Source organism: Petrachloros mirabilis (genome assembly GCF_975968855.1).
This window is the reverse complement of record NZ_CDLUDY010000150.1, coordinates 1-19082: the sequence shown is the minus strand read 5'-3', so window position 1 is coordinate 19082 and position 19082 is coordinate 1. Positions and strand designations below refer to the sequence as shown.

Genomic DNA, 19082 nt, shown 5'->3' with positions numbered 1-19082 from the left:
CCTACAGCAGTTGTGTGGATCTCCTCGCGCAGTTTCGCGAGATTCACATCGGGTACGCCGACAGCTACATCCATCGCCAGCATCAAATCCACGCAAGTAATCCAACGGCCCTAGGAACTGGCGGCACGCCATTCATGACCTACCTGCAAAAACATTTGGACGAAACGAGACAGCTGCTTGCCGTCTAGGCAATCAGTCAACCGCCGGAAATTTCCGGTCGGATTCACTCTCTGTTCAAGCGAGAATTTCGCGGATGGCCTTGATAAGATCGTTGGCCCGGAAGGGTTTGGCGATGAAGACAAACGGGCGGTTCCCGACAGGCTCCAGGATCTGGTCGGAGTAGCCGGACATGTATAACACTCGTGCATCGGGCATCGTCTCATGCACCTGCTTGGCAAGCTGAGGACCGGTCATCCGGGGCATCATGACGTCGGTGAGGATCAGACTGGGTGGCTGCGTCATCTCCTGCAGCCGCTGCAACGCATCCATCCCATCTCTCGCTTCATAAATCTCAAAGCCTGCAACCTTGAGCATGTCACGCACTGCCATACGAACATCTCCGTCGTCTTCGACCAACAAAATTCTGTAGCGGCCATCGGAGACCGGTGAAATCGAGGCTTGCACCTCCAGAGGGTGAAGCGGTTCGGACCAAGGAAGGCCGACCGTGAAAACGGTGCCGACATTGCACTCACTGTTCACGTCGACAAACCCGCCGTTTTGGCGAACCATGCCATAGACGCTGGCTAATCCCAAGCCACGCCCTGTTTCCTCTCCTCCTCGAACAAAAAACGGTTCGAACAGATGACGCTGTAACTCTGGAGCAATGCCACGTCCACGATCATGAACAGCTATTCGCACGTACATCCCGGATTTGACTGCTCGCTCCTTTGCCGCTTCCTCTGAGAGACTTCCCACCACGGTTGAGATTATGAGACAGCCTCCCTCAGGCATGGCATCCCGTGCATTCGTCACCAATACCATGAGCATATGCTCGATCTGCTGAGGATCAGCCATGACCGTTGCAGGATCTGGGTGTATCACCGTCTCTAGCGAGATGCGGTCGCCTAGCACGGCCTGAACTTTTGGAATTAATTCACGAAGAGTCACGTTCAGGTCGAGAAAAGTCGGGCGCACCACCTGATGATGGCTAAACGCGACGAGTCGCCGCGTCAGCTCGGCAGCCCGATCGACCGCTCCTTGGATTTGTCGAATCGGATTCATTGATTCGGGAACTTCAGTTTCATTGGAAACCTGCTCACTGGCGCCTGTAATGATAGTGAGCAGATTATTGATGTCGTGCGCCATTCCACCGGCCAGTCGGCTCAACGCCTCCATTTTTTCGACTTTGTGAGCCGTCTCCTCCATGCGCTTTTGAGCCGTCACGTCCGTAATGGTTTCGATTACGTGCACACGGCCCTCATCCGTCACGGCTTTCGACCATTGAACCAACAGATGCTGATTATTAGGAAGTGCCACTTCGTTAATCGTTACCTGGCCGGACTGAACAGCCTCCGGCATCTTGCAAAAATCGCAAGGAGCTGGACATCCGGCAATGCCTTCGTGGCAAGTCCGTCCGGAAATGTCGCCGAGTTGTCTCAACCCAGTCTCATTTTGAAACTGTACAATGTAGGAGGCGGGATCAATTACCGTCACCATCACAGGCTGGGCGTTCAATAATGTCTGGGGATCGTACGAGGGTCGAGAAGTTTTGTCTGAACCGGCCATACCCTAATCCCTTACGCACCCACAGACATATAGATATAGATTGTTGGCAGATTTAACGAAGGCACAATCTGTACCCTGAAGCCGCCATCACGTGTTTGTACTAGAAGATTCAGGATTCCTTAATTTTCAATATTCTATCACCAAGAAACTACCATCTACAGGCAGGTACAATAGGTACTCTGAATCGATCTGGATACATACCGTGACTGGAATTTGATTCACTGCGGAGGAACCTACCAGGCTTTCCTCATTGACATGATTGGGCCCCAGCGTATAGTTGTTCCTGTCCCGAAGATTAGGAGGTTACATGTCGCTCATGTGTTCTCTCTCGGTCTGCAAGGCGCAGCAGGGCATGTGCGGCCACGAGAAGGCGATGCTCAGCGTTGCCATTCTCGCAGTCGTCGGAGTCGGCGCCTATGTTCTGATGGGATAGCCGAGCACCTCTATCGTGCCGGTTCCCGAACCCTTCACAGAAAGGGAGTGAATGGCTGTGCCAATTCCACCCACCGTCACACATTCCAGGGTGCACGACCTGAGCCTTGCCCGGCAACTTGTGCTCGACGAGCTGTTCGATCTGCGCTTGTACAAGGCCTTGCGGAAAGTCACGCTGCCGGATGTACATCAGACCCTCGACGAGCTGATCACTGTCGAGACAGCTCACCTGTCGTTTTGGAAAAAGTTCTTCGATCTCCAGCTCGATGAACTGGACATAGGCCGCAGGATCAAACTGTCCATTATCATATTCGTGTGCAAAGTTTTTGGTTCGACGGCGGTACATCTGGTCCTGGAGGCAATCGAGGTCCATGGGGTGCGAAAGTATTTAACCATCTGGCGTGAATACCAAGGCCATCCTCTGGGAGAAGCCTTGCGTAGCATCCTGATGGACGAGTTCAAACACGAGGACGTGCTCGTCACGGCACTCACGGAGCGGAAAATCAACGCCGAAAAGATCAGAAATATTTTCTTGGGATTGAACGACGGGCTGGTGGAAATTCTCGGCGCCGTCAGCGGGTTTTTCGGAGCCTTCGGCAGCGCCACCATGGTCTTAATTGCCGCCTCGACCACGGCTGTAGCCGGCGCCCTGTCAATGGCTGCGGGAGCGTTTCTCGCATTGAACTCCGAAAAGGAGGTGAAGACAACAGAGATCGCGAAGAAAATCTTTCTCGGCGAGCTATCGGAATCCAGTCCGATGGAAGAATCACCGCTCTCGTCGGCCTTAGTGGTGGGATCGGCCTATATTACCGGTGCGCTCGTCCCGGTGCTGCCGGTCCTGATCGGAGCCAGGAATGCGCTCTTTTCCGTTTTCACTGCTGGGCTGATGGTGATACTGGTCTCAACCATCCTGGCCTTCCTGTCAGGAATGGACATTAAGCGACGAATCCTGTTGAACCTGATCATCATCACCCTGGCAGTCAGCGTCAGTTACGGAATCGGGATTCTCGCGAAGAACTATTGGGGCATTTCGGTGTAACACCTACCGGGCAGGAGCCATCGGCAACTCCCTGGAGTCATCCCCGTCCCTTTGAATACGCAAACGTTCCTCACGGGAGGCTTCGAGGACACTGTGCAACATTTCATCCGTCAGCCGCGTGAGTTTCGCAGCCGCATCCTTCATATCTGCATGCTCCACCGCTCGTGACAAGACTTCGGCTTTGGTGGCCCCCTTCTTCTGACCGAGGAACGGCTTGAGGATGAGGTAGGCAACATCCCGAACGGGCATAAAACGAAGAAATCGGCGCAAGAGCCGAAAGGTTTGGAGAGGATATCGGGTCAGCTTGTACAGGAACAGTTTCCTCAAACCCTCCTGCCTGACCCTGTTGATCACTTCACCGGGCAAACAGGTGGGATCGATTTCAGAACACTTGAAATACTTGTACCAATCCGCCGCTTCGCTCACGAGACCGCGCTTCACATATTCCTGCCAGAGCGGCGTGCCCCGATAGACGCACAACCGGTTGAATCCAAACGTGTCAAGCGGCAATTTCGAGGCAAAATCAAACGTGGCCTGCATGTCCTCGACAGTTTCGTCCGGGTTGCCGACCGTGAAGAATCCGTGGACGATTTCGATCCCGGCCTTTTTCGCATTCTTAACGGCAGTGGTCACTTCTTCCAGCGTCTGCTCTTTCTTGAGTCGATCAAGGATCCTCTGACTGCCGCTCTCGATACCGAACATCACAGTCCGGCAATGAGCCTTGGCCATCGCCGGGAAGAGATGCTGCGCGACCGAATCGACACGTCCTTCAATGCCCCACTGGATCGTCAAGCCTTCGTTCATCACACCGTTGCAGATCGCTTCGATCCGTTTCGGCTGTAAGAGGAAGTGATCGTCGACGAAATAGACTGACCCGTAACCTTGCTCCTGAAGATATTTGAGTTCGGCTACCACATGCGCGGAGCTTCTCGCACGCCATTTCCCCTCGTTGAAAATTGGAATGTCGCAGAACACACAGGGCCAGGGACAGCCTCGCGACGTTTGCATTGTCGTGAACCGTTCCATGGACAAGACCGCCGGCACGTCTAACGGCATCGACTCCACGAAGTCAAGCTTGAGACTTTCACGATCCGGAAACGGCCATTGATCCAAGTGCCGCTCCAAGGTGCGGTTGGGATTGTGAACGACCTTCTCGTCTTTCATCCAGGTCAGACCGGATACCGCCTCCGGATTGTCCAGATTGGCCAGCAAGTCGAGCACAAGCTGTTCCCCGTCCCCACGGCAGACAAAATCCACTTCCGGACATTGCAATTTGACCAACGGCGCATTCAAGCTGGCAAACACACCGCCGAACGCGAGCTTCACCGTTCGATTCGAGATCCGAATCTGCCTTGCCAGCATTTTGGCGTAGGGGTAGCTGGTGGTGCTCAAGAAACTCAAGCCCACGAGATCGGGCTGTTCGAGATTAATCCGTTCCACAATCACTTCGTTCGGCGTGTCCGGATGGGCCTGGTCGAACATGACACACTCATGCCCGGCCTGCTTCAACACGGACGAAAGCGACATAATCCCGATGGGGGGAAAGCCCATGACCCGAATATTGCCGTTTTGTGCCAGTGTTCTTGCGGGGAGGGCGTAGAACTGCGGATCACGTACGTGGATGAGAAATACTCGCAATCATGCTCCTAGGTCCGAGACCGACGTAAAAATTGGAGAACTTACCGAGGGAGTATCTGAACAAGGGCAATTCGGGAAGGAACGTACAACCAGGCTGACAGTACCACGTTCCGTGGCTGAGGGGAAGAGAATAGATGGTTAAGAGGCCAGAACATTCCTCATGACGATTTCACAATGTCGACCAATCGGATAATCACTTGCATGAGAAATCTTACCTTAGGCATGTGCGACCGGAGAAATTTCCTCTTCAGCGGCCGAGGGCCTGCTTGACAGCGTTCCCTATCTCAGCCGGATTCTTCACCACCTTCACACCCGCCGCCTCCAGAGCTTTCATCTTCTCTGTCGCGGTACCTTTACCTCCTGAGATGATGGCACCGGCATGGCCCATACGACGGCCTGGAGGGGCCGTGATCCCGGCGATGAAGCTGATCACAGGCTTCTTCACGTTCTTTTTGATGAATTCGGCGGCTTTTTCCTCTGCATCACCGCCGATCTCGCCGATCATAACGATCGCCTGGGTCTCGTTGTCCTTCTCGAACAAACCCAGGACATCGACAAACCCGGTGCCATGCACCGGATCACCGCCTATTCCCACGCAGGTGGTTTCTCCTAATCCAAGCGTTGAGAGTTGATGGACGGCTTCATACGTTAGGGTCCCGCTTCGAGAGACGACACCCACCACACCTTTCTTATGTATGAATCCAGGCATAATTCCGATTTTGGCTTCATCCACTGTAATAATGCCAGGACAGTTTGGCCCGATCAGTCTCACATCACGGCCACGGAGAGCCCGTTTCACCTTGACCATATCATTGACCGGAATACCTTCGGTAATACAAATGATCAGCTTGATACCGGCATCAGCGGCTTCCAAAATCGCATCGGCACAAAACGGCGGCGGCACAAAGATCAGCGAGGTATCGCACTCGGTCTTCTTGACCGCATCCACGACGGTGTTGAACACCGGAATGCCTTCGACTTCCTGTCCCGCCTTGCCCGGCGTCACCCCCGCCACCATTTTCGTCCCGTAGGCTTTGCATTGTGTCGCATGGAACGAGCCTTCCTTGCCCGTAATCCCCTGCACCACCACCCGCGTATTCTTGTTAACGAGAATGCTCACGGTGCTCTCCTTTAGGCTGCTTTACCGGTCAATTTCACAATCTTCTGAGCAGCTTCCCATAGATCATTGGCAACTTCGAGCTTCACACCTGATTCGGCTAACAGCTTGCGGCCTTCCTCCGCGTTGGTACCTTGCAGTCGGACAACCAAGGGCACCGCAATATTTACTTCTTTAGCCGCTTCGATCACACCATGCGCGATCCGCTCGCAACGGACGATGCCGCCGAAAATGTTGATGAAGATGCCTTTGACGTTGGGATCCTTGAGCAGAATGCGGAAACCAGCTGCCACCGTTTCCTTTGTCGCACCACCACCAACGTCCAAAAAGTTCGCCGGCTCGCTGCCAGCCAGCTTGATCACGTCCATCGTCGCCATGGCGAGGCCGGCCCCGTTGACCATGCAGCCGATGTTGCCGTCGAGCTTTATGTAATTCAGACTATGCTCAGTTGCTTCGATCTCCAACGGCTCTTCTTCGTTCAAATCACGCATCCGCTGGACATCCAGATGCCGAAAGATCGCGTTGTCGTCGAAGGAGACCTTCCCGTCCAATGCGACCAAAGTCTTTTCCTTTGTGATGATCAATGGGTTGATCTCAACCAACGCCGCATTCTTCTCCATGAAAAGGCGGTAGAGATTTCCAAGCATCTGGACGAAGGGATTGATCACCACCGGTTCGATATTCTGAAGGCCGAGCGCAAAGGCTACGTTACGACCGTTGTGTCCTTGGAATCCAACGGCTGGATCAATCGCCTCCTTGATGATCTTCTCGGGGGTATGGGCCGCGACTTCTTCGATTTCCATCCCGCCTTCGGTGCTGGCAATGAAGGTCGGCCAGCCGGTATCACGATCCACCAGAATAGAAAGATAGAGCTCCTTCGCGATATTCGCCCCTTCTTCCATTAAAAGACGATGAACCTGGCGTCCCTTTGGACCGGTCTGATGGGTCACCAGCGTCTTACCCAGCAACTCCTTGGCCAGTCCGGCGACGGCGCCCTTATCCTTCGTAATTTTCACGCCACCCGCTTTCCCGCGCCCCCCCGCATGAATCTGTGCTTTGACGACAAAAACCGGGGTATTCAACTCGTTGGCCCAGGCGGTCGCGGCTTCCGGAGATGTAATCTCCCTCCCGCGCGGTACCGGCATCCCGAACTCTGCAAACAATGACTTCGCTTGAAATTCGTGAACGTTCATTCCCTACCCCTTCTCTCGGACTGCGACGGGGACGTTTCGTATTGCGCGCGTCCAACGAGCACTGCCAAACGAAACTTGTTCGACCCGGAGCCCTTTCGCGTTTACTCTTGGCGACGGGATAAATCCTAGATTCCTGCGTGCCGCGTTGCGCGAGCACAAGAAATGTTCCCGTTGCAGTCCTACCCAACCTTTCTTGTATATGCCGGCAGGATCATCGGTGAGATGACACCGCTTGGATTGCCGTGTTTCTTGGCTTCGACACGGAACCGCTGCAGGTGTTTCAGCGTCAATTTACCTTGCTTCATCGATCCAACCCGACCGGCTGCAGTCAGACCTGAGCGTTTTCCATAAACCATCAGATCAAGCAGAGAATTCCCCATCAAGCGATTGCGCCCGTGCAATCCGCCCGACGCTTCACCTGCCACGAACAGATTTTTCACGTTGGTTTCCGAATTCGTATCGATCTTCACTCCGCCGTTCTGATAATGAAGCGTTGGATAAATGAGGACAGGGTCTTTGCTGATATCGATGCCGAACCGCTCAAACTGGAGCATCATGGCAGGGAAATGCTTCTCGACTGTGCCAGGTCCGTGCTCTGCATCCAATAGTGGCGTATCGAGCCAGACACCGACACGACCAGACATGGTCCTGATACCTCGTCCTTCTTCACATTCCCGAATGATCGATGACGATACGACGTCTCGAGTATCGAGTTCATTCACAAACCGTTCACCCTTGGCATTGACCAAATGCCCGCCTTCTGAACGGATACCTTCCGTCACCAGTGCGCCGACCAACTGTTCCGGATAAACCGCCCCTGAAGGGTGGTACTGAAAAGTATCGACGTGGGCCAGCTTGGCACCTATCCGATAGGAGAGACAGAGTCCGTCTCCTGTAGCCCCGTAGTGATTGCTAGTCGGAAATCCTTGAATGTGGAGCCGGCCGATTCCGCCTGTCGCAAGAATCACGGACTTGGCCGCGACCACGACATAGCGGTGATTGTCCAAATCCTTGAAGATGGCTCCGGTGCAGGTCCCGTTGTCGTCGCTGAGCAATTCGATCGCAGCGGCGAATTCCAGCAACTGGATTTTTTGATTGATGACTTCATCCTTCAGGACCCGCATGATTTCAAGGCCGGTGTAGTCGGAACAGGTCACCAGGCGAGGCTTGGAACTGCCGCCACCCTTTTTTACGTGTAAGTTGCCGTCGGCCTGGCGGTCGAACAACACGCCAAGCTCGATCAGCCACTTCGCAATCGACGGGCCTTCTTCGACCATGACTTTGAGCAGCTCATGGTCGTTCTTCATGTGGCCGCCCTTCAGCGTATCGATGAAGTGCGTGACAGGTGAATCTTCCGGCGCGACGGAGATCTGCATGCCGCCCTGCGCCATCACACTGTTGGAATCACCCAATCGAAGCTTGGTCGCCAGAATAACCTTGGCCCCGGCTCCGTGCGCGTGGAGCGCGGCTGCACAACCGGCACCCCCTCCACCGATCACCAGCACGTCGGTCGAGTAGTGCGGGGTCAGATCGACATCGTCCTGAATCGGGCTGTCGCCTTCCAACAGCGCTGCCAACTCGACAACGGTCTGCTCCCCTTCATTGGGACCGAAACGGATCGGCCGATAGGCGCTGGCCCGAAAATCGGGATGATATTTATGAATCAGTTGATCGCGGTCGGCGGGAGAAAACTTGGGGATGGTCTGCTTCCGACGAGCGTCCCGAGTCTTGTGAACGATTTGTTGCAGCGCGTGAATGTCCATAGTCTCTCAAGCGCGGGGCGAGGCGCACTAGGCTAGGGGATCTGAACAAGAATTTCCGGACTCAAGCCCCTTGCTCCCTACCTGTTGCCTATCATTTTATCGTCGCACAATGGTCGGCGAGATCTTTCTCGCTCATCGCGAGAAGCCTCTTCCACTCATCGTTGTATCGGCCGTCCTTGATTTCCTTGATGCGCGTATCCAGCCCTTCCGGCTTCTCGGTGAAATGCGCACCCTGAGCACGACTCACATAGAGCGCCACTAAGTTCGGCGCGATGTCGGCAATACACACCGGCGTGCACATGCCGCACATGACACAGTCCATGAACATTTCCGAAACGCTCTTGAAGTCACCGAAGACAGCTTTCCACACCCCCTCACGCACGTCGATCTTTTGCGGGCAGGCTTCGGTGCAAGCATTGCAATTCCGGCAGAGCGGGGCCTCAGGATAAAGATTGAACAAGTCTTGCTTGGGGTCTTGCAGCTTTTGAATTTCATAAGTCGCCTTGCGAGCCGGGAACGGCGGCATCATCGTAAAGGACATCCCGTCTTGCACCGCCATCTGGCAGGCCAGGCAGGTGCGCACTTTAGGATCGTCCTTTGTTCGATAATACGTCGCACAGGCGCCGCAGAAACCGCCTAGACAGCCGACCCCACGGACTACTTCCTGCCCCGCGTACCACATGGCCTTGATGACAGTAATCCCCTCCGGCACTTCATACTTCTTACCGGCAATTTCGATCGTGACCATCCGAGGCTTCAGAACCTCGGGTTGATCGATCACGTTCTGATCGTCTGTCATTTCTTTGGCCATCGGATCCCTAACGGCTTGGAGTACGAGGCAGGGCTAGAGAGTTCCCCGTAGCCTCCTGCCACGAATCATTCCTTATGCAATCGCATCAATGATCATGTTCAAGGTCGCACTCGGTCTCATAGCCTTCGAGGCCTTCGCATCGTCCGGATGATAATACCCTCCGACGTCTTGCGGCTTGCCCTGAGCGGCCAGCAACTCTTGATCGATCTTCTTCTCATTGTCGCTCAAGTCTTTGGCGATCTTCGCAAACTTCTCCGCGATCTTCTTATCCTCCGTCTGAGCAGCCAATGCCTGTGCCCAGTAGAGTGCCAGGTAGAAGTGGCTGCCGCGGTTGTCGATCTCTCCGACCTTTCGGGCAGGAGACTTGTTGCTTTCGAGGAACTTCGCGTTGGCCTGATCCAGGGTGTCTGCCAGGATCTTCGCTACCCGATTGTTCCCAATCTTCGCCAGATGCTCCAGGGAGGCGGCCAACGCAAGGAACTCGCCGAGCGAATCCCAGCGCAGATAACCTTCTTCCTGGAACTGCTGCACGTGCTTCGGCGCCGATCCCCCTGCGCCGGTTTCGAACAATCCGCCGCCATTGAGCAGCGGGACGATCGAGAGCATCTTGGCGCTGGTACCGATTTCAAGAATCGGGAAAAGGTCCGTGAGGTAGTCGCGAAGCACATTGCCTGTCACTGAAATCGTATCCTTGCCTTCCTTCATCCGTTCGATTGAGAAACGGCAGGCCTCCGCCGGAGCCATAATCCGGATGTCGAGACCGGTCGTATCATGCTTCGGCAGGTAATCATTCACCTTCTTGATCAGTTCCGCATCATGGGCACGGGTTTTGTCCAGCCAGAACACCGCCGGAGCGCCGGTCGCCCTCGCACGAGTCACGGCCAGCTTGACCCAATCCTGAATCGGTGCATCCTTTACCTGGCAGGCCCGCCAGATGTCACCTTCCTCTACCTTGTGCTCATGTAACGTCTTGCCCGCCGCATCAACAATGCGGATCGTGCCGTTAGCAGGCGCCTTGAATGTCTTATCGTGCGAGCCGTACTCTTCCGCCGCCTGCGCCATCAACCCGACGTTCGGAATCGTTCCCATTGTACGGGGATCGAACGCTCCCTTCTGCTTACAGAACTCAACCACCTCGTGATAGACCGGCGCATAGCTGGCATCCGGGATCACGCACTTCACATCCTGCAGCTTGCCTTCCGGATTCCACATCCTGCCGCCGTCACGAATCACCGGAGGCATGGAGGCGTCAATGATGATGTCGCTCGGCACATGAAGATTCGTGATGCCTTTGTCGCTGTTCACCATCGCCATCGGCGGGCGCTTCTGGTAGACGGCCTGAATATCTGCTTCGATGGCTTTCCGCTGGTCCTCCGGCAAGGACTTGATCTTCGCATAGACATCGCCGAGGCCGTTGTCAGGATCGACCCCCAGCTTCTTGAACGTTTCGGCATGTTTCTCAAACACATCCTTGTAGAACACGGTCACGGCGTGGCCGAAGATTTTGGGATCAGAAACCTTCATCATGGTGGCCTTCATGTGAAGCGAGAAGAGCACACCCTGCTTCTTGGCATCTTCGATCTGCTCCTGGAGAAACTTGCGCAGCGCCTTCACGCTCATGAACGTTGCGTCGAGCACTTCGCCGTCCTGTAACGCAATCTTCTCCTTCAGCACTGTCACCTTGCCGTCCGCCCCTACAAACTCGATCTTCGCCGTCGTCGCGGCCGGAATGGTGATCGACTTCTCGTTTGACCGAAAGTCACCGCCCTTCATGTGAACCACATGAGTCTTGGAGTCCGAACTCCACGGCGCCATCTTATGCGGATGCTTGCGGGCATAGGCCTTCACAGAGAGCGGTGCCCGACGATCGGAGTTGCCTTCGCGCAACACCGGATTGACGGCGCTGCCCTTCACTTTGTCGTAACGGGCCTTGATCTCCTTTTCCTTGTCGTCCTTCGGATTTTCAGGATAGTCGGGCAAGTTATAACCCTGTTTCTGGAGTTCCTTGATCGTCGCCACCAGCTGCGGAATCGAGGCGCTGATGTTCGGGAGTTTGATGATGTTGGCTTCCGGGGTCTTGGCCATTTCGCCCAACTCGGCCAAGGCATCGTGCTGCTTCTGTTCCGGCGTCAAATACTCCGGAAACACCGCGATAACACGACCGGCCAGAGAGATGTCGCGCAACTCCACGCTAACACCCGCCGCCTTCGAAAAGGCATTGATGATCGGGAGAAACGAATAGGTCGCCAGCATCGGCGCTTCGTCAGTTTTCGTATAGATGATCTTGTCGGCTTTCGTCGTCATGCTCTTTCCCCTTTCCGCATCGTGATTAGTTCAGCGCATTCAGCGCGGAACCAGCCTTGAACCACGCAAGTTGTTGCTCCGTCATGCTGTGGTTCGCCTGGATGGTGAGCGCGTTGCCATCCGCCTTGTGAATGGTCACCTGCACAGATTTGCCGGGTGCCAAACTGCTCAGCCCCGTCACGCTGATGCGGTCTTGCTGCTCGATCTTCTCGTAGTCCTTCGGATCAGCAAAGGTCAACGCCAAGATCCCTTGTTTCTTCAAATTGGTTTCGTGAATACGCGCGAAGCTCTTGACGAGAACGGCTTTCACGTTCAGGAAGCGAGGCGACATGGCTGCATGCTCGCGGCTGCTGCCTTCGCCATAGTTCTCGTCGCCGACGACGATCGAACCGATGCCCTTCGCCTTGTAGTCACGCGCAATTTTGGCGATTGTCAGATTCGACTCGCCGGTCAGTACATTGGTGCCCTTGCCCGGCTCGGACGAAAAGGCATTGTTCGCGCCCAGAAACATATTGTCGCTGATCTTGTCCAAATGACCGCGGAACTTAAGCCAAGGACCAGCCGGAGATATGTGGTCGGTCGTGGTTTTTCCCTTGGTCTTGATCAAGAGGGGAAGCTTCTCAAAATCCTTTCCGTCCCATTTGGGAAATGGTTGCAATAGCTGCAACCGCTCGCTGGTTGGCGGAATGTCGACGGTCAGATTCGAGCCGTCTTCGGCCGGTGCGATGTAGCCTTCTTCTCCCTTGGCAAATCCCTTGGCCGGCAACTCCTCACCTACCGGAGCCTGTAGCTTGAATTCTTTGCCGTCCGCGGCCTTGACCGTCTGGTTTACCGGATCGAAACCAAGATCCCCGGTAATGGCATAGGCCGTGACGACTTCCGGGCTGGCGAGGAATGACAGGGTTTCACTAATACCGTCGTTGCGGCCCGGGAAATTCCGGTTGAAGGAACTAACGATCGAATCCGCCTTACCCTTCACCCCGTCTGCCCGCTTCCACTGACCGATACAGGGGCCGCATGAATTCGAAAGAACGGTCCCGCCCAGCCTCTCGAACGTGTCCAAGAATCCGTCCCGTTTCATCGTATGGTAGATTCGCTCGGAACCCGGCGAGATAAGGAACGAGGCCTTTGCTTTCAAGCCGGCCTTCAATGCCTGCTGGGCGATATGGGCCGATCGGCTGATGTCCTCATACGACGAGTTGGTACAGCTACCGATCAAAGCCGCCTTCAGTTCGACCGGGTATCCCTTTTCCTTCGCTTCCGCCTTCAACTTCGAAATCGGGCGCGCAAGATCCGGAGTGTGGGGACCGACCACATGCGGCTCAAGTTTTGAAAGGTCGATCTCCACGATCTGATCATAGTACTTCTCGGGCGACTGTAGGACTTCCGAATCGGCTACCAGCAAGTCCTTGTGGGATGTCGCGAGATTCGCCAGGTCCGCGCGCTCCGTAAGGTTCATATACGCGACCATCTTCTGATCGAACGGAAACACGGAAGTCGTCGCACCCAGCTCGGCGCCCATATTACAAATGGTACCCTTCCCAGTAGCACTGATGGTTTCAGCACCGGGACCAAAATACTCGACGATCTTGTTTGTTCCCCCCTTCACGGTAAGCAAACCGCAGAGGTACAAAATGACATCTTTCGGAGAAGCCCAGCCGCTCAATTTGCCGGCGAGCTTCACGCCGATCAATTTCGGATGCAGCACTTCCCAGGGAAGACCAGCCATGACTTCCCCAGCATCCGCACCTCCGACACCGATGGCAAGCATGCCAAGCCCACCGCCGTTAGGGGTGTGTGAGTCGGTTCCGATGATCAACCCGCCTGGAAACGCATAATTCTCAAGGACGACCTGGTGGATGATGCCGGCACCCGGCTTCCAAAAACCAATCCCGTATTTCTTCGCTGCGGAAGCGAGAAAATTGTAGACTTCCTTGTTCTCATCCAGCGCGCGCGACAAGTCTTTCTCGGAACCCATCTCAGCGCGGATCAAGTGGTCACAATGAATCGTGCTTGGGACCGCGGCTTTTTTCTTGTTGGCCTGCATGAATTGCAGCACCGCCATCTGAGCCGTGGCATCCTGCATCGCCACGCGATCGGGTCGCAGCGCCAACATAGCTTTGCCGCGCTCCCATGTTTGCGTATCGAAATTGTCGGCGTGAGCGACGAGAATTTTTTCGGCAAGCGTCAGGCCACGGCCGAATTTCTTCCTGGCCTTGGCGAGTACGTCCGGCATCTTCGTATAAAGTTTCTTGGCAAGCTCGAGTGACATTGCTCTCTCCTTGCAAACTGGCCTGGCACAAGGAAGAAGCCAGGGAGTTGCGCTCCCTCGCCGCGCCTTGTTCACCATCGGCCTTGTGTTATGGCGGCACTTCCCGCAACGATTCCGGCAGCGGGAACTCCACCAGTTATTTCAGCGGTGGCACTTCCCGGCGTTTCGGTGCCGCGTAATTGACCAGGTAATCAAATAGCCTGATTAGGCGGCTATCCTGGCGCTTCTGATCGACCCAGTGGCCGATCAAGCCGATTGTGCGAGACAGGATAAAGAAGCCGTTCAGGCTGTCGATCGGGAATCCCAAATCGACAAGCACCGCGGCCATCGTGCCGTCCACGTTCAGAATCAGATTGTCTTTCTTCGCCGCCGTCACCTGCTCCACCTGCAAGGCGAAATCAAGGCAAGGCGTCTTGATGTTCAAGCTCTTCACGTAGCCGACGAGTTCCTTCACCCGCTTGTCCGGATTACGCAGGCTCTTCACGCGGTGGCCGATTCCCGGGACAGGGCCGACGTTCTTCTTCATGTACGCGAGAAACTCATCAACATTCATCTTGTTGTCGACCGCATACTTGAACCAGCGACCTGCGTCGGTGACTGCGCCGCCGAAACGCGGCCCGATCATGATGAGACCGGCCGCCACCGACTGCGAGAGACCGATGCCGGCACAGGCTGCCAGAATCGTCGCATAGGCGCCGCTCACGCAGGGCCCGTGATCGGCAGAGAGCATCATAATGCGCTTGATAATCTCTGCTTCCTGTTTCGAAATCAGTCGCTTGTCCCACAGGAGACCGATCACGTGAGGGATTTCGTATCCTTTGTTGATGAGTTCGGACGCGGGATAGCCATCATAGCAGGGCTCGTCACCTCGGTCGTCGCTGATTGTCGTGCGAATCAACGGCGCCACCATGACTTCGTTCGCCTTCATCGCCTCTTCGACCGTCTTCGGCAGCATCGGCAAGGAGGCCGGTTCGATCGGCGCCTTCACCTGGCCTGACTTCAACAACTCTTCGTATGTCTCCTTGATCGCCGGACCGAGCGCACCAAAGGTCGGCGGCACAATGGCGCCGGCCTTCTTGAGCGCATCCGACTTCGAGCGGGCCGACCCTTCGCCCTTCATGCCTTCCTTAGCACCGGCATGGCCGAACTTCATGCCCTTCGGCAAACTCTCCTGGCAGAATCCTGAGACGACGCCGATCAGCTTTACACGGCGTTTCTTGGCTCCATACCACTCAGCCGCCCGTTCTTCGAGATCACCGCCCATTTCACCGACGATGACGACCGCCTTGGTCTGCGGATCATTTTCGAACATTTCGAGGTAACTGACGTAGTCGGTACCGGGATATGCGTCTCCGCCGATACCGATGGCTGTCGTAATTCCGTCGGCAAACTGCGAACAGATCCAGATGATTTCATTGGAGAGGCCGCCCGACTTCGTAATGACGCCGAACGAACCCTCCCGATAGAGCTTCGAGAGGACGAGGTTGTCGAATGCGCCGCCGATCACGCCCAAACGGCAGGCGCCGGCAGAGATGATCCCGATGGAGGACGGTCCGTTGAATACCTTGCCAAGCTTCCGTGCATGGGTCCCGAGGAGCTTAGCGTCCTTTTCGGGCACACCTTCGGTTATCATCGAGACCACCTTGATATGGGCGTCGTCGAGCGCCTCCATGCCTCCCTTCATCGCACGGTCTGCTCCGATGTAAACAAGGCTGGTGTTGATGATCGGATGATTCTTGGTCGCCTCGGCTATGGTTTTATAGACGGGGATGGCAATGAGGCCGCTGCCGTAGGGGATTTCGTTCGTCTTGCCTGCGTCCGGCGGATAAACGAAAGCCTCGACGTTCAACGGGCGCTTGATCAGGTAGCAGAATTCGGCCATGCGTCGGGCGGCATTGACGCCTGCCGCGCCACCCTGAATCACGACGCGGGTGTCTTTGTTTGCCAGAATACTCATCAGATGTCCCTCTTCATGTCTGAGATGTCTACTTTTTGAGCGCCATGTCGACGATATCGGTCAGCGGCGTCTTGCGGTCGAAGACGTTGATGTCGAACCCTTCATCCTTGAGCGCGCGCATCGCATCGAGGCCTTCCTTCTCGCGAGGCCCTCCGCGGCGGACCCAAATCTTGACTCCCTTGAGCTTGCCATCAGCTTTCGCCTTGCGGAAACCGTTGATGATGCCGCCGAATGTTTTCTTTACGTCGGTAAAATTCGCGATCGCGCCGCCGACGATGATGTTTTTGATGCCCGGCAGGGAGCAGACTTTTTCCGTCAACACTTCAACGGCCCAATCGGGTGGATCGCCGGAGTATTCGGCATAGTTGGCCAATTTACCCCCGCGCGCCACAACTGCATCGGAATAATACACGCTGGCACCACCACCGGCCGGAAGCATCGCCGTATCGCCGCCGGGAATTTCGATGAACTTGACCGAACCCTTGATCTTGCTGTCGACGGCCATCACTTCCATTTCTTCCTTGCTGTAGGCGCGCCCGAATTCGGCGGCAAATGGAAAGTTCCAGTCCGGATGGCGGAACTTCGCATCGCCGTCGAGGAGCGTCACCGCATCGAGTGCGACCACTTCATTATCGCTTTCGCGTACGACAACCGGGTTCACTTCTAGATATTGCGCATCTTCATTGTCGAAGCAGGTAAACATTTTGCCGGAGAAATCAGCCATCTTTTTGGCCAACGAACCTGTGAAACCAGCATCTTTGGAGAGTTTTTCGAGTGCCTCTGGGCTGGGAGATTGCCCGACTTCGAGGCAGAGCCGCTTCACACGCTCCCAGTTCGATTCCACTTCGATGCCGCCGCAATTAGCTACTAGGATTTCGCTCCCCTCGCGGGTCGACTTGACCGCACAATAATATTCCTCCTTGTGCGGGACCATTTCGGAAACGATCACCTGGGTGACGGTGATGCTGCCGACCTGGCGGCCGATCATTTCCTTCGCTGCGGCTACCGCGCCGCTGAGGTCCAAACCGACCTTCACGAGGCCTAGCTTCATCCGGGAACCAAGGGCTTCGTGAGCTTTTGCCACGAGCTTGGCAGACTTCATCCAGTCGTTGGCTTGCCCCAGTTTGGCAAGTTCGTCTGCGGAAGTGACGACTACATAATTGGGGACGTGAATCCCCCACTTTTTCATCAGTCCCATCCCGGGACCTTCGAGGACCTTGGCCATGACGTCGCTCCTTAGGGGTATGTTTGGCTGCGCTAAAGGGAGACGGATTGTAGCGAAATCGGCAGGATGACTCAATATACCAGAGGGACTAATCAACAACGGTTCAAAAGGCCTACCATCACGGAACGGCCCCAGCCTGAAAGGCTAAGACACTGTAATTCCACTGCTTTTCAAATTTATTTGGAGAGAACTCGACAATCGTTCTTTTCTGCGGGCTCTGTGCCTTTGACAGAAAGGGCAGAAATATGAGCTCCGCTCGCCCCGCAGTCGCCGAAGAACTTGTCCACAGCCGCTCGGGCAAGGTTGTCCCTCTTTGCCATAGACCAGATGCCGATACTTGTATTGCCCCTGCGTTCCATCAGGGGCGAAGAAATCTCGCACGCTCGATCCCCCGTAATTGATGGCCTCCTGCAAGACGTGCCGCATCGTCTGATAGAGTCGTTCGATCTGAGATTGTGAGAGGCGATCGGCCGGAACATTCGGATGCAGGCCAATTCTGAACAGAATTTCATTTGCGTAGATATTTCCAATTCCAGCCAATACCTGCTGATGCATGAGCAGCGATTTCAACCGTCCCCTACGATTCTTGAAAAGCTGGTGAAACTCCTCGGATGAAACAGTCATGGGGTCAGGGCCAAAACGCCTAGACACATAACGATCAAGTCCAACCTGGTCCAGCAAAGATATACGTCCGAATCGACGCGGGTTCCAGTAGCGTAATTCTTTTTCTGACCCTCCCGAGAATGTCATCCGTACGTGCACATGCTGAGGATGTTTGGTGTGCGCCGAAGGAAAGAGAAGGAGCCCTGTCATGCCGAGTTCGGCCACGATATAACGAACCGTATCATTCTTCACAAACTCCAACGTGACGCTCTTGCCGAATCGTTTAACGTCTTGCAGAAGCGAACCCCTGTACCACGAATGCGACTTGAGCCCTTCACGAACAATATCCGCACGCCCGAACCAGCAATCGACAAGCGTGGCACCGATTAACGCATTTCGGAGCTGCCCTGCCACTACCTCTGCTTCAGGTAATTCCGGCATAACCGACTATCCCTATCGCACCTCGGCCATAATTAGGCCACGAGTTCAGAAAGAAAGGCAATGCGTCAGTAAACCAGGGGGAAGAAGAACTAGGCAGCCCGACGAAGCAAGCGAACCTGTTCAATTGCAACTTGTAAGTTGGGAAGCGGCATCGCCCCTGGGCGGCGGGCCATGACGAGCTTCAGCACATCTTCATATGTCATACCTTCCACACAGCAGAGGTAGGCCATGACGACTGAAACAGATCGTCCCATGCCTGCACGGCAACAGACGAGCGTACGTTCTTCCGGCACACGAGTTTCGAGCCATTCGATGGCGGACTTTAATGTCGCAGGGTCGGCCTCGGAGAATTCCTTGATTGGAATACGGTGATAATCGACCCAACTCGGTGGCTCGACAGTGAACTCCTCCGCCACGAACAAGAGCGTCCCGACCGTTGCCGGAGGCTCCCTCGCGTCATTGATGTTACCCACCAGCAATTTGTCTGTGATCAGATACATTGCGGCCAGAGTATAAAGACATCGTCAGAGACGTCAAGCCGCCCTCTTTTCGTCCTCCGCGT

The 19082-nt window shown here is 55.2% G+C and carries 15 protein-coding genes; 3 read left to right on the top strand and 12 right to left on the bottom strand.

Annotated features, from left to right (window positions below):
• On the top strand, positions 1 to 188 hold a 188-nt coding region (locus tag ACWVCN_RS06100), incomplete at its 5' end, for a hypothetical protein (RefSeq protein WP_455244664.1).
• Between the two features lie 46 nt (positions 189 to 234).
• On the opposite strand, the gene ACWVCN_RS06095 is transcribed toward ACWVCN_RS06100, so the two are convergent.
• Positions 235 to 1725 (bottom strand): hybrid sensor histidine kinase/response regulator, encoded by a 1491-nt coding sequence (locus ACWVCN_RS06095; RefSeq protein WP_455244663.1) that lies wholly within the window; start codon positions 1723 to 1725, stop codon positions 235 to 237.
• 307 nt (positions 1726 to 2032) lie between these two features.
• On the opposite strand from ACWVCN_RS06095, the gene ACWVCN_RS06090 reads away from it, so the two are divergent.
• Entirely contained in the window at positions 2033 to 2158 is a 126-nt protein-coding gene (locus ACWVCN_RS06090) for a hypothetical protein (RefSeq protein ID WP_455244661.1), read from the top strand.
• Positions 2159 to 2209: 51 nt separating this feature from the next.
• Positions 2210 to 3196, top strand: a complete 987-nt coding sequence (locus ACWVCN_RS06085) for a VIT1/CCC1 transporter family protein (protein ID WP_455244660.1) — start codon at positions 2210 to 2212, stop codon at positions 3194 to 3196.
• A 3-nt stretch (positions 3197 to 3199) separates the two neighbouring features.
• Here the strand turns inward: ACWVCN_RS06085 and ACWVCN_RS06080 are convergent, their stop codons facing one another.
• The 11 genes from ACWVCN_RS06080 to ACWVCN_RS06030 all read right to left on the bottom strand — a co-directional run bounded on the left by ACWVCN_RS06080 (position 3200) and on the right by ACWVCN_RS06030 (position 19020).
• Positions 3200 to 4834 (bottom strand): B12-binding domain-containing radical SAM protein, encoded by a 1635-nt coding sequence (locus ACWVCN_RS06080; protein ID WP_455244659.1) that lies wholly within the window; start codon positions 4832 to 4834, stop codon positions 3200 to 3202.
• 247 nt (positions 4835 to 5081) lie between these two features.
• Positions 5082 to 5954, bottom strand: a complete 873-nt coding sequence (gene sucD / locus ACWVCN_RS06075) for a succinate--CoA ligase subunit alpha (RefSeq protein ID WP_455244658.1) — start codon at positions 5952 to 5954, stop codon at positions 5082 to 5084.
• An 11-nt stretch (positions 5955 to 5965) separates the two neighbouring features.
• Positions 5966 to 7144, bottom strand: coding sequence for an ADP-forming succinate--CoA ligase subunit beta (sucC, locus tag ACWVCN_RS06070; protein ID WP_455244657.1), 1179 nt, complete (start codon positions 7142 to 7144; stop codon positions 5966 to 5968).
• A gap of 179 nt (positions 7145 to 7323) precedes the next feature.
• The gene (locus tag ACWVCN_RS06065) at positions 7324 to 8907 is read right to left on the bottom strand and encodes an FAD-dependent oxidoreductase (RefSeq protein ID WP_455244656.1); all 1584 of its coding nucleotides are present in this window, start codon (positions 8905 to 8907) and stop codon (positions 7324 to 7326) included.
• 91 nt (positions 8908 to 8998) lie between these two features.
• A complete protein-coding gene (locus ACWVCN_RS06060) occupies positions 8999 to 9718 on the bottom strand; it encodes a 2Fe-2S iron-sulfur cluster-binding protein (RefSeq protein ID WP_455244655.1) in 720 nt (239 codons plus the stop codon).
• A 72-nt stretch (positions 9719 to 9790) separates the two neighbouring features.
• Positions 9791 to 12022, bottom strand: a complete 2232-nt coding sequence (locus ACWVCN_RS06055) for an NADP-dependent isocitrate dehydrogenase (protein ID WP_455244654.1) — start codon at positions 12020 to 12022, stop codon at positions 9791 to 9793.
• A gap of 25 nt (positions 12023 to 12047) precedes the next feature.
• Positions 12048 to 14294 carry an aconitate hydratase gene (locus tag ACWVCN_RS06050; RefSeq protein WP_455244653.1) on the bottom strand — a complete coding sequence of 749 codons (2247 nt, stop codon included), beginning with the start codon at positions 14292 to 14294 and terminating at the stop codon, positions 12048 to 12050.
• Between the two features lie 136 nt (positions 14295 to 14430).
• A complete protein-coding gene (locus ACWVCN_RS06045) occupies positions 14431 to 16251 on the bottom strand; it encodes a citrate/2-methylcitrate synthase (protein WP_455244651.1) in 1821 nt (606 codons plus the stop codon).
• Positions 16252 to 16279: 28 nt separating this feature from the next.
• Entirely contained in the window at positions 16280 to 17476 is a 1197-nt protein-coding gene (locus ACWVCN_RS06040; RefSeq protein WP_455244650.1) for an ATP citrate lyase citrate-binding domain-containing protein, read from the bottom strand.
• A 144-nt stretch (positions 17477 to 17620) separates the two neighbouring features.
• Entirely contained in the window at positions 17621 to 18520 is a 900-nt protein-coding gene (mutM, locus tag ACWVCN_RS06035; protein WP_455244649.1) for a bifunctional DNA-formamidopyrimidine glycosylase/DNA-(apurinic or apyrimidinic site) lyase, read from the bottom strand.
• A gap of 89 nt (positions 18521 to 18609) precedes the next feature.
• The gene (locus ACWVCN_RS06030; RefSeq protein WP_455244648.1) at positions 18610 to 19020 is read right to left on the bottom strand and encodes a dual specificity protein phosphatase family protein; all 411 of its coding nucleotides are present in this window, start codon (positions 19018 to 19020) and stop codon (positions 18610 to 18612) included.
• Positions 19021 to 19082 lie beyond the last annotated feature (62 nt).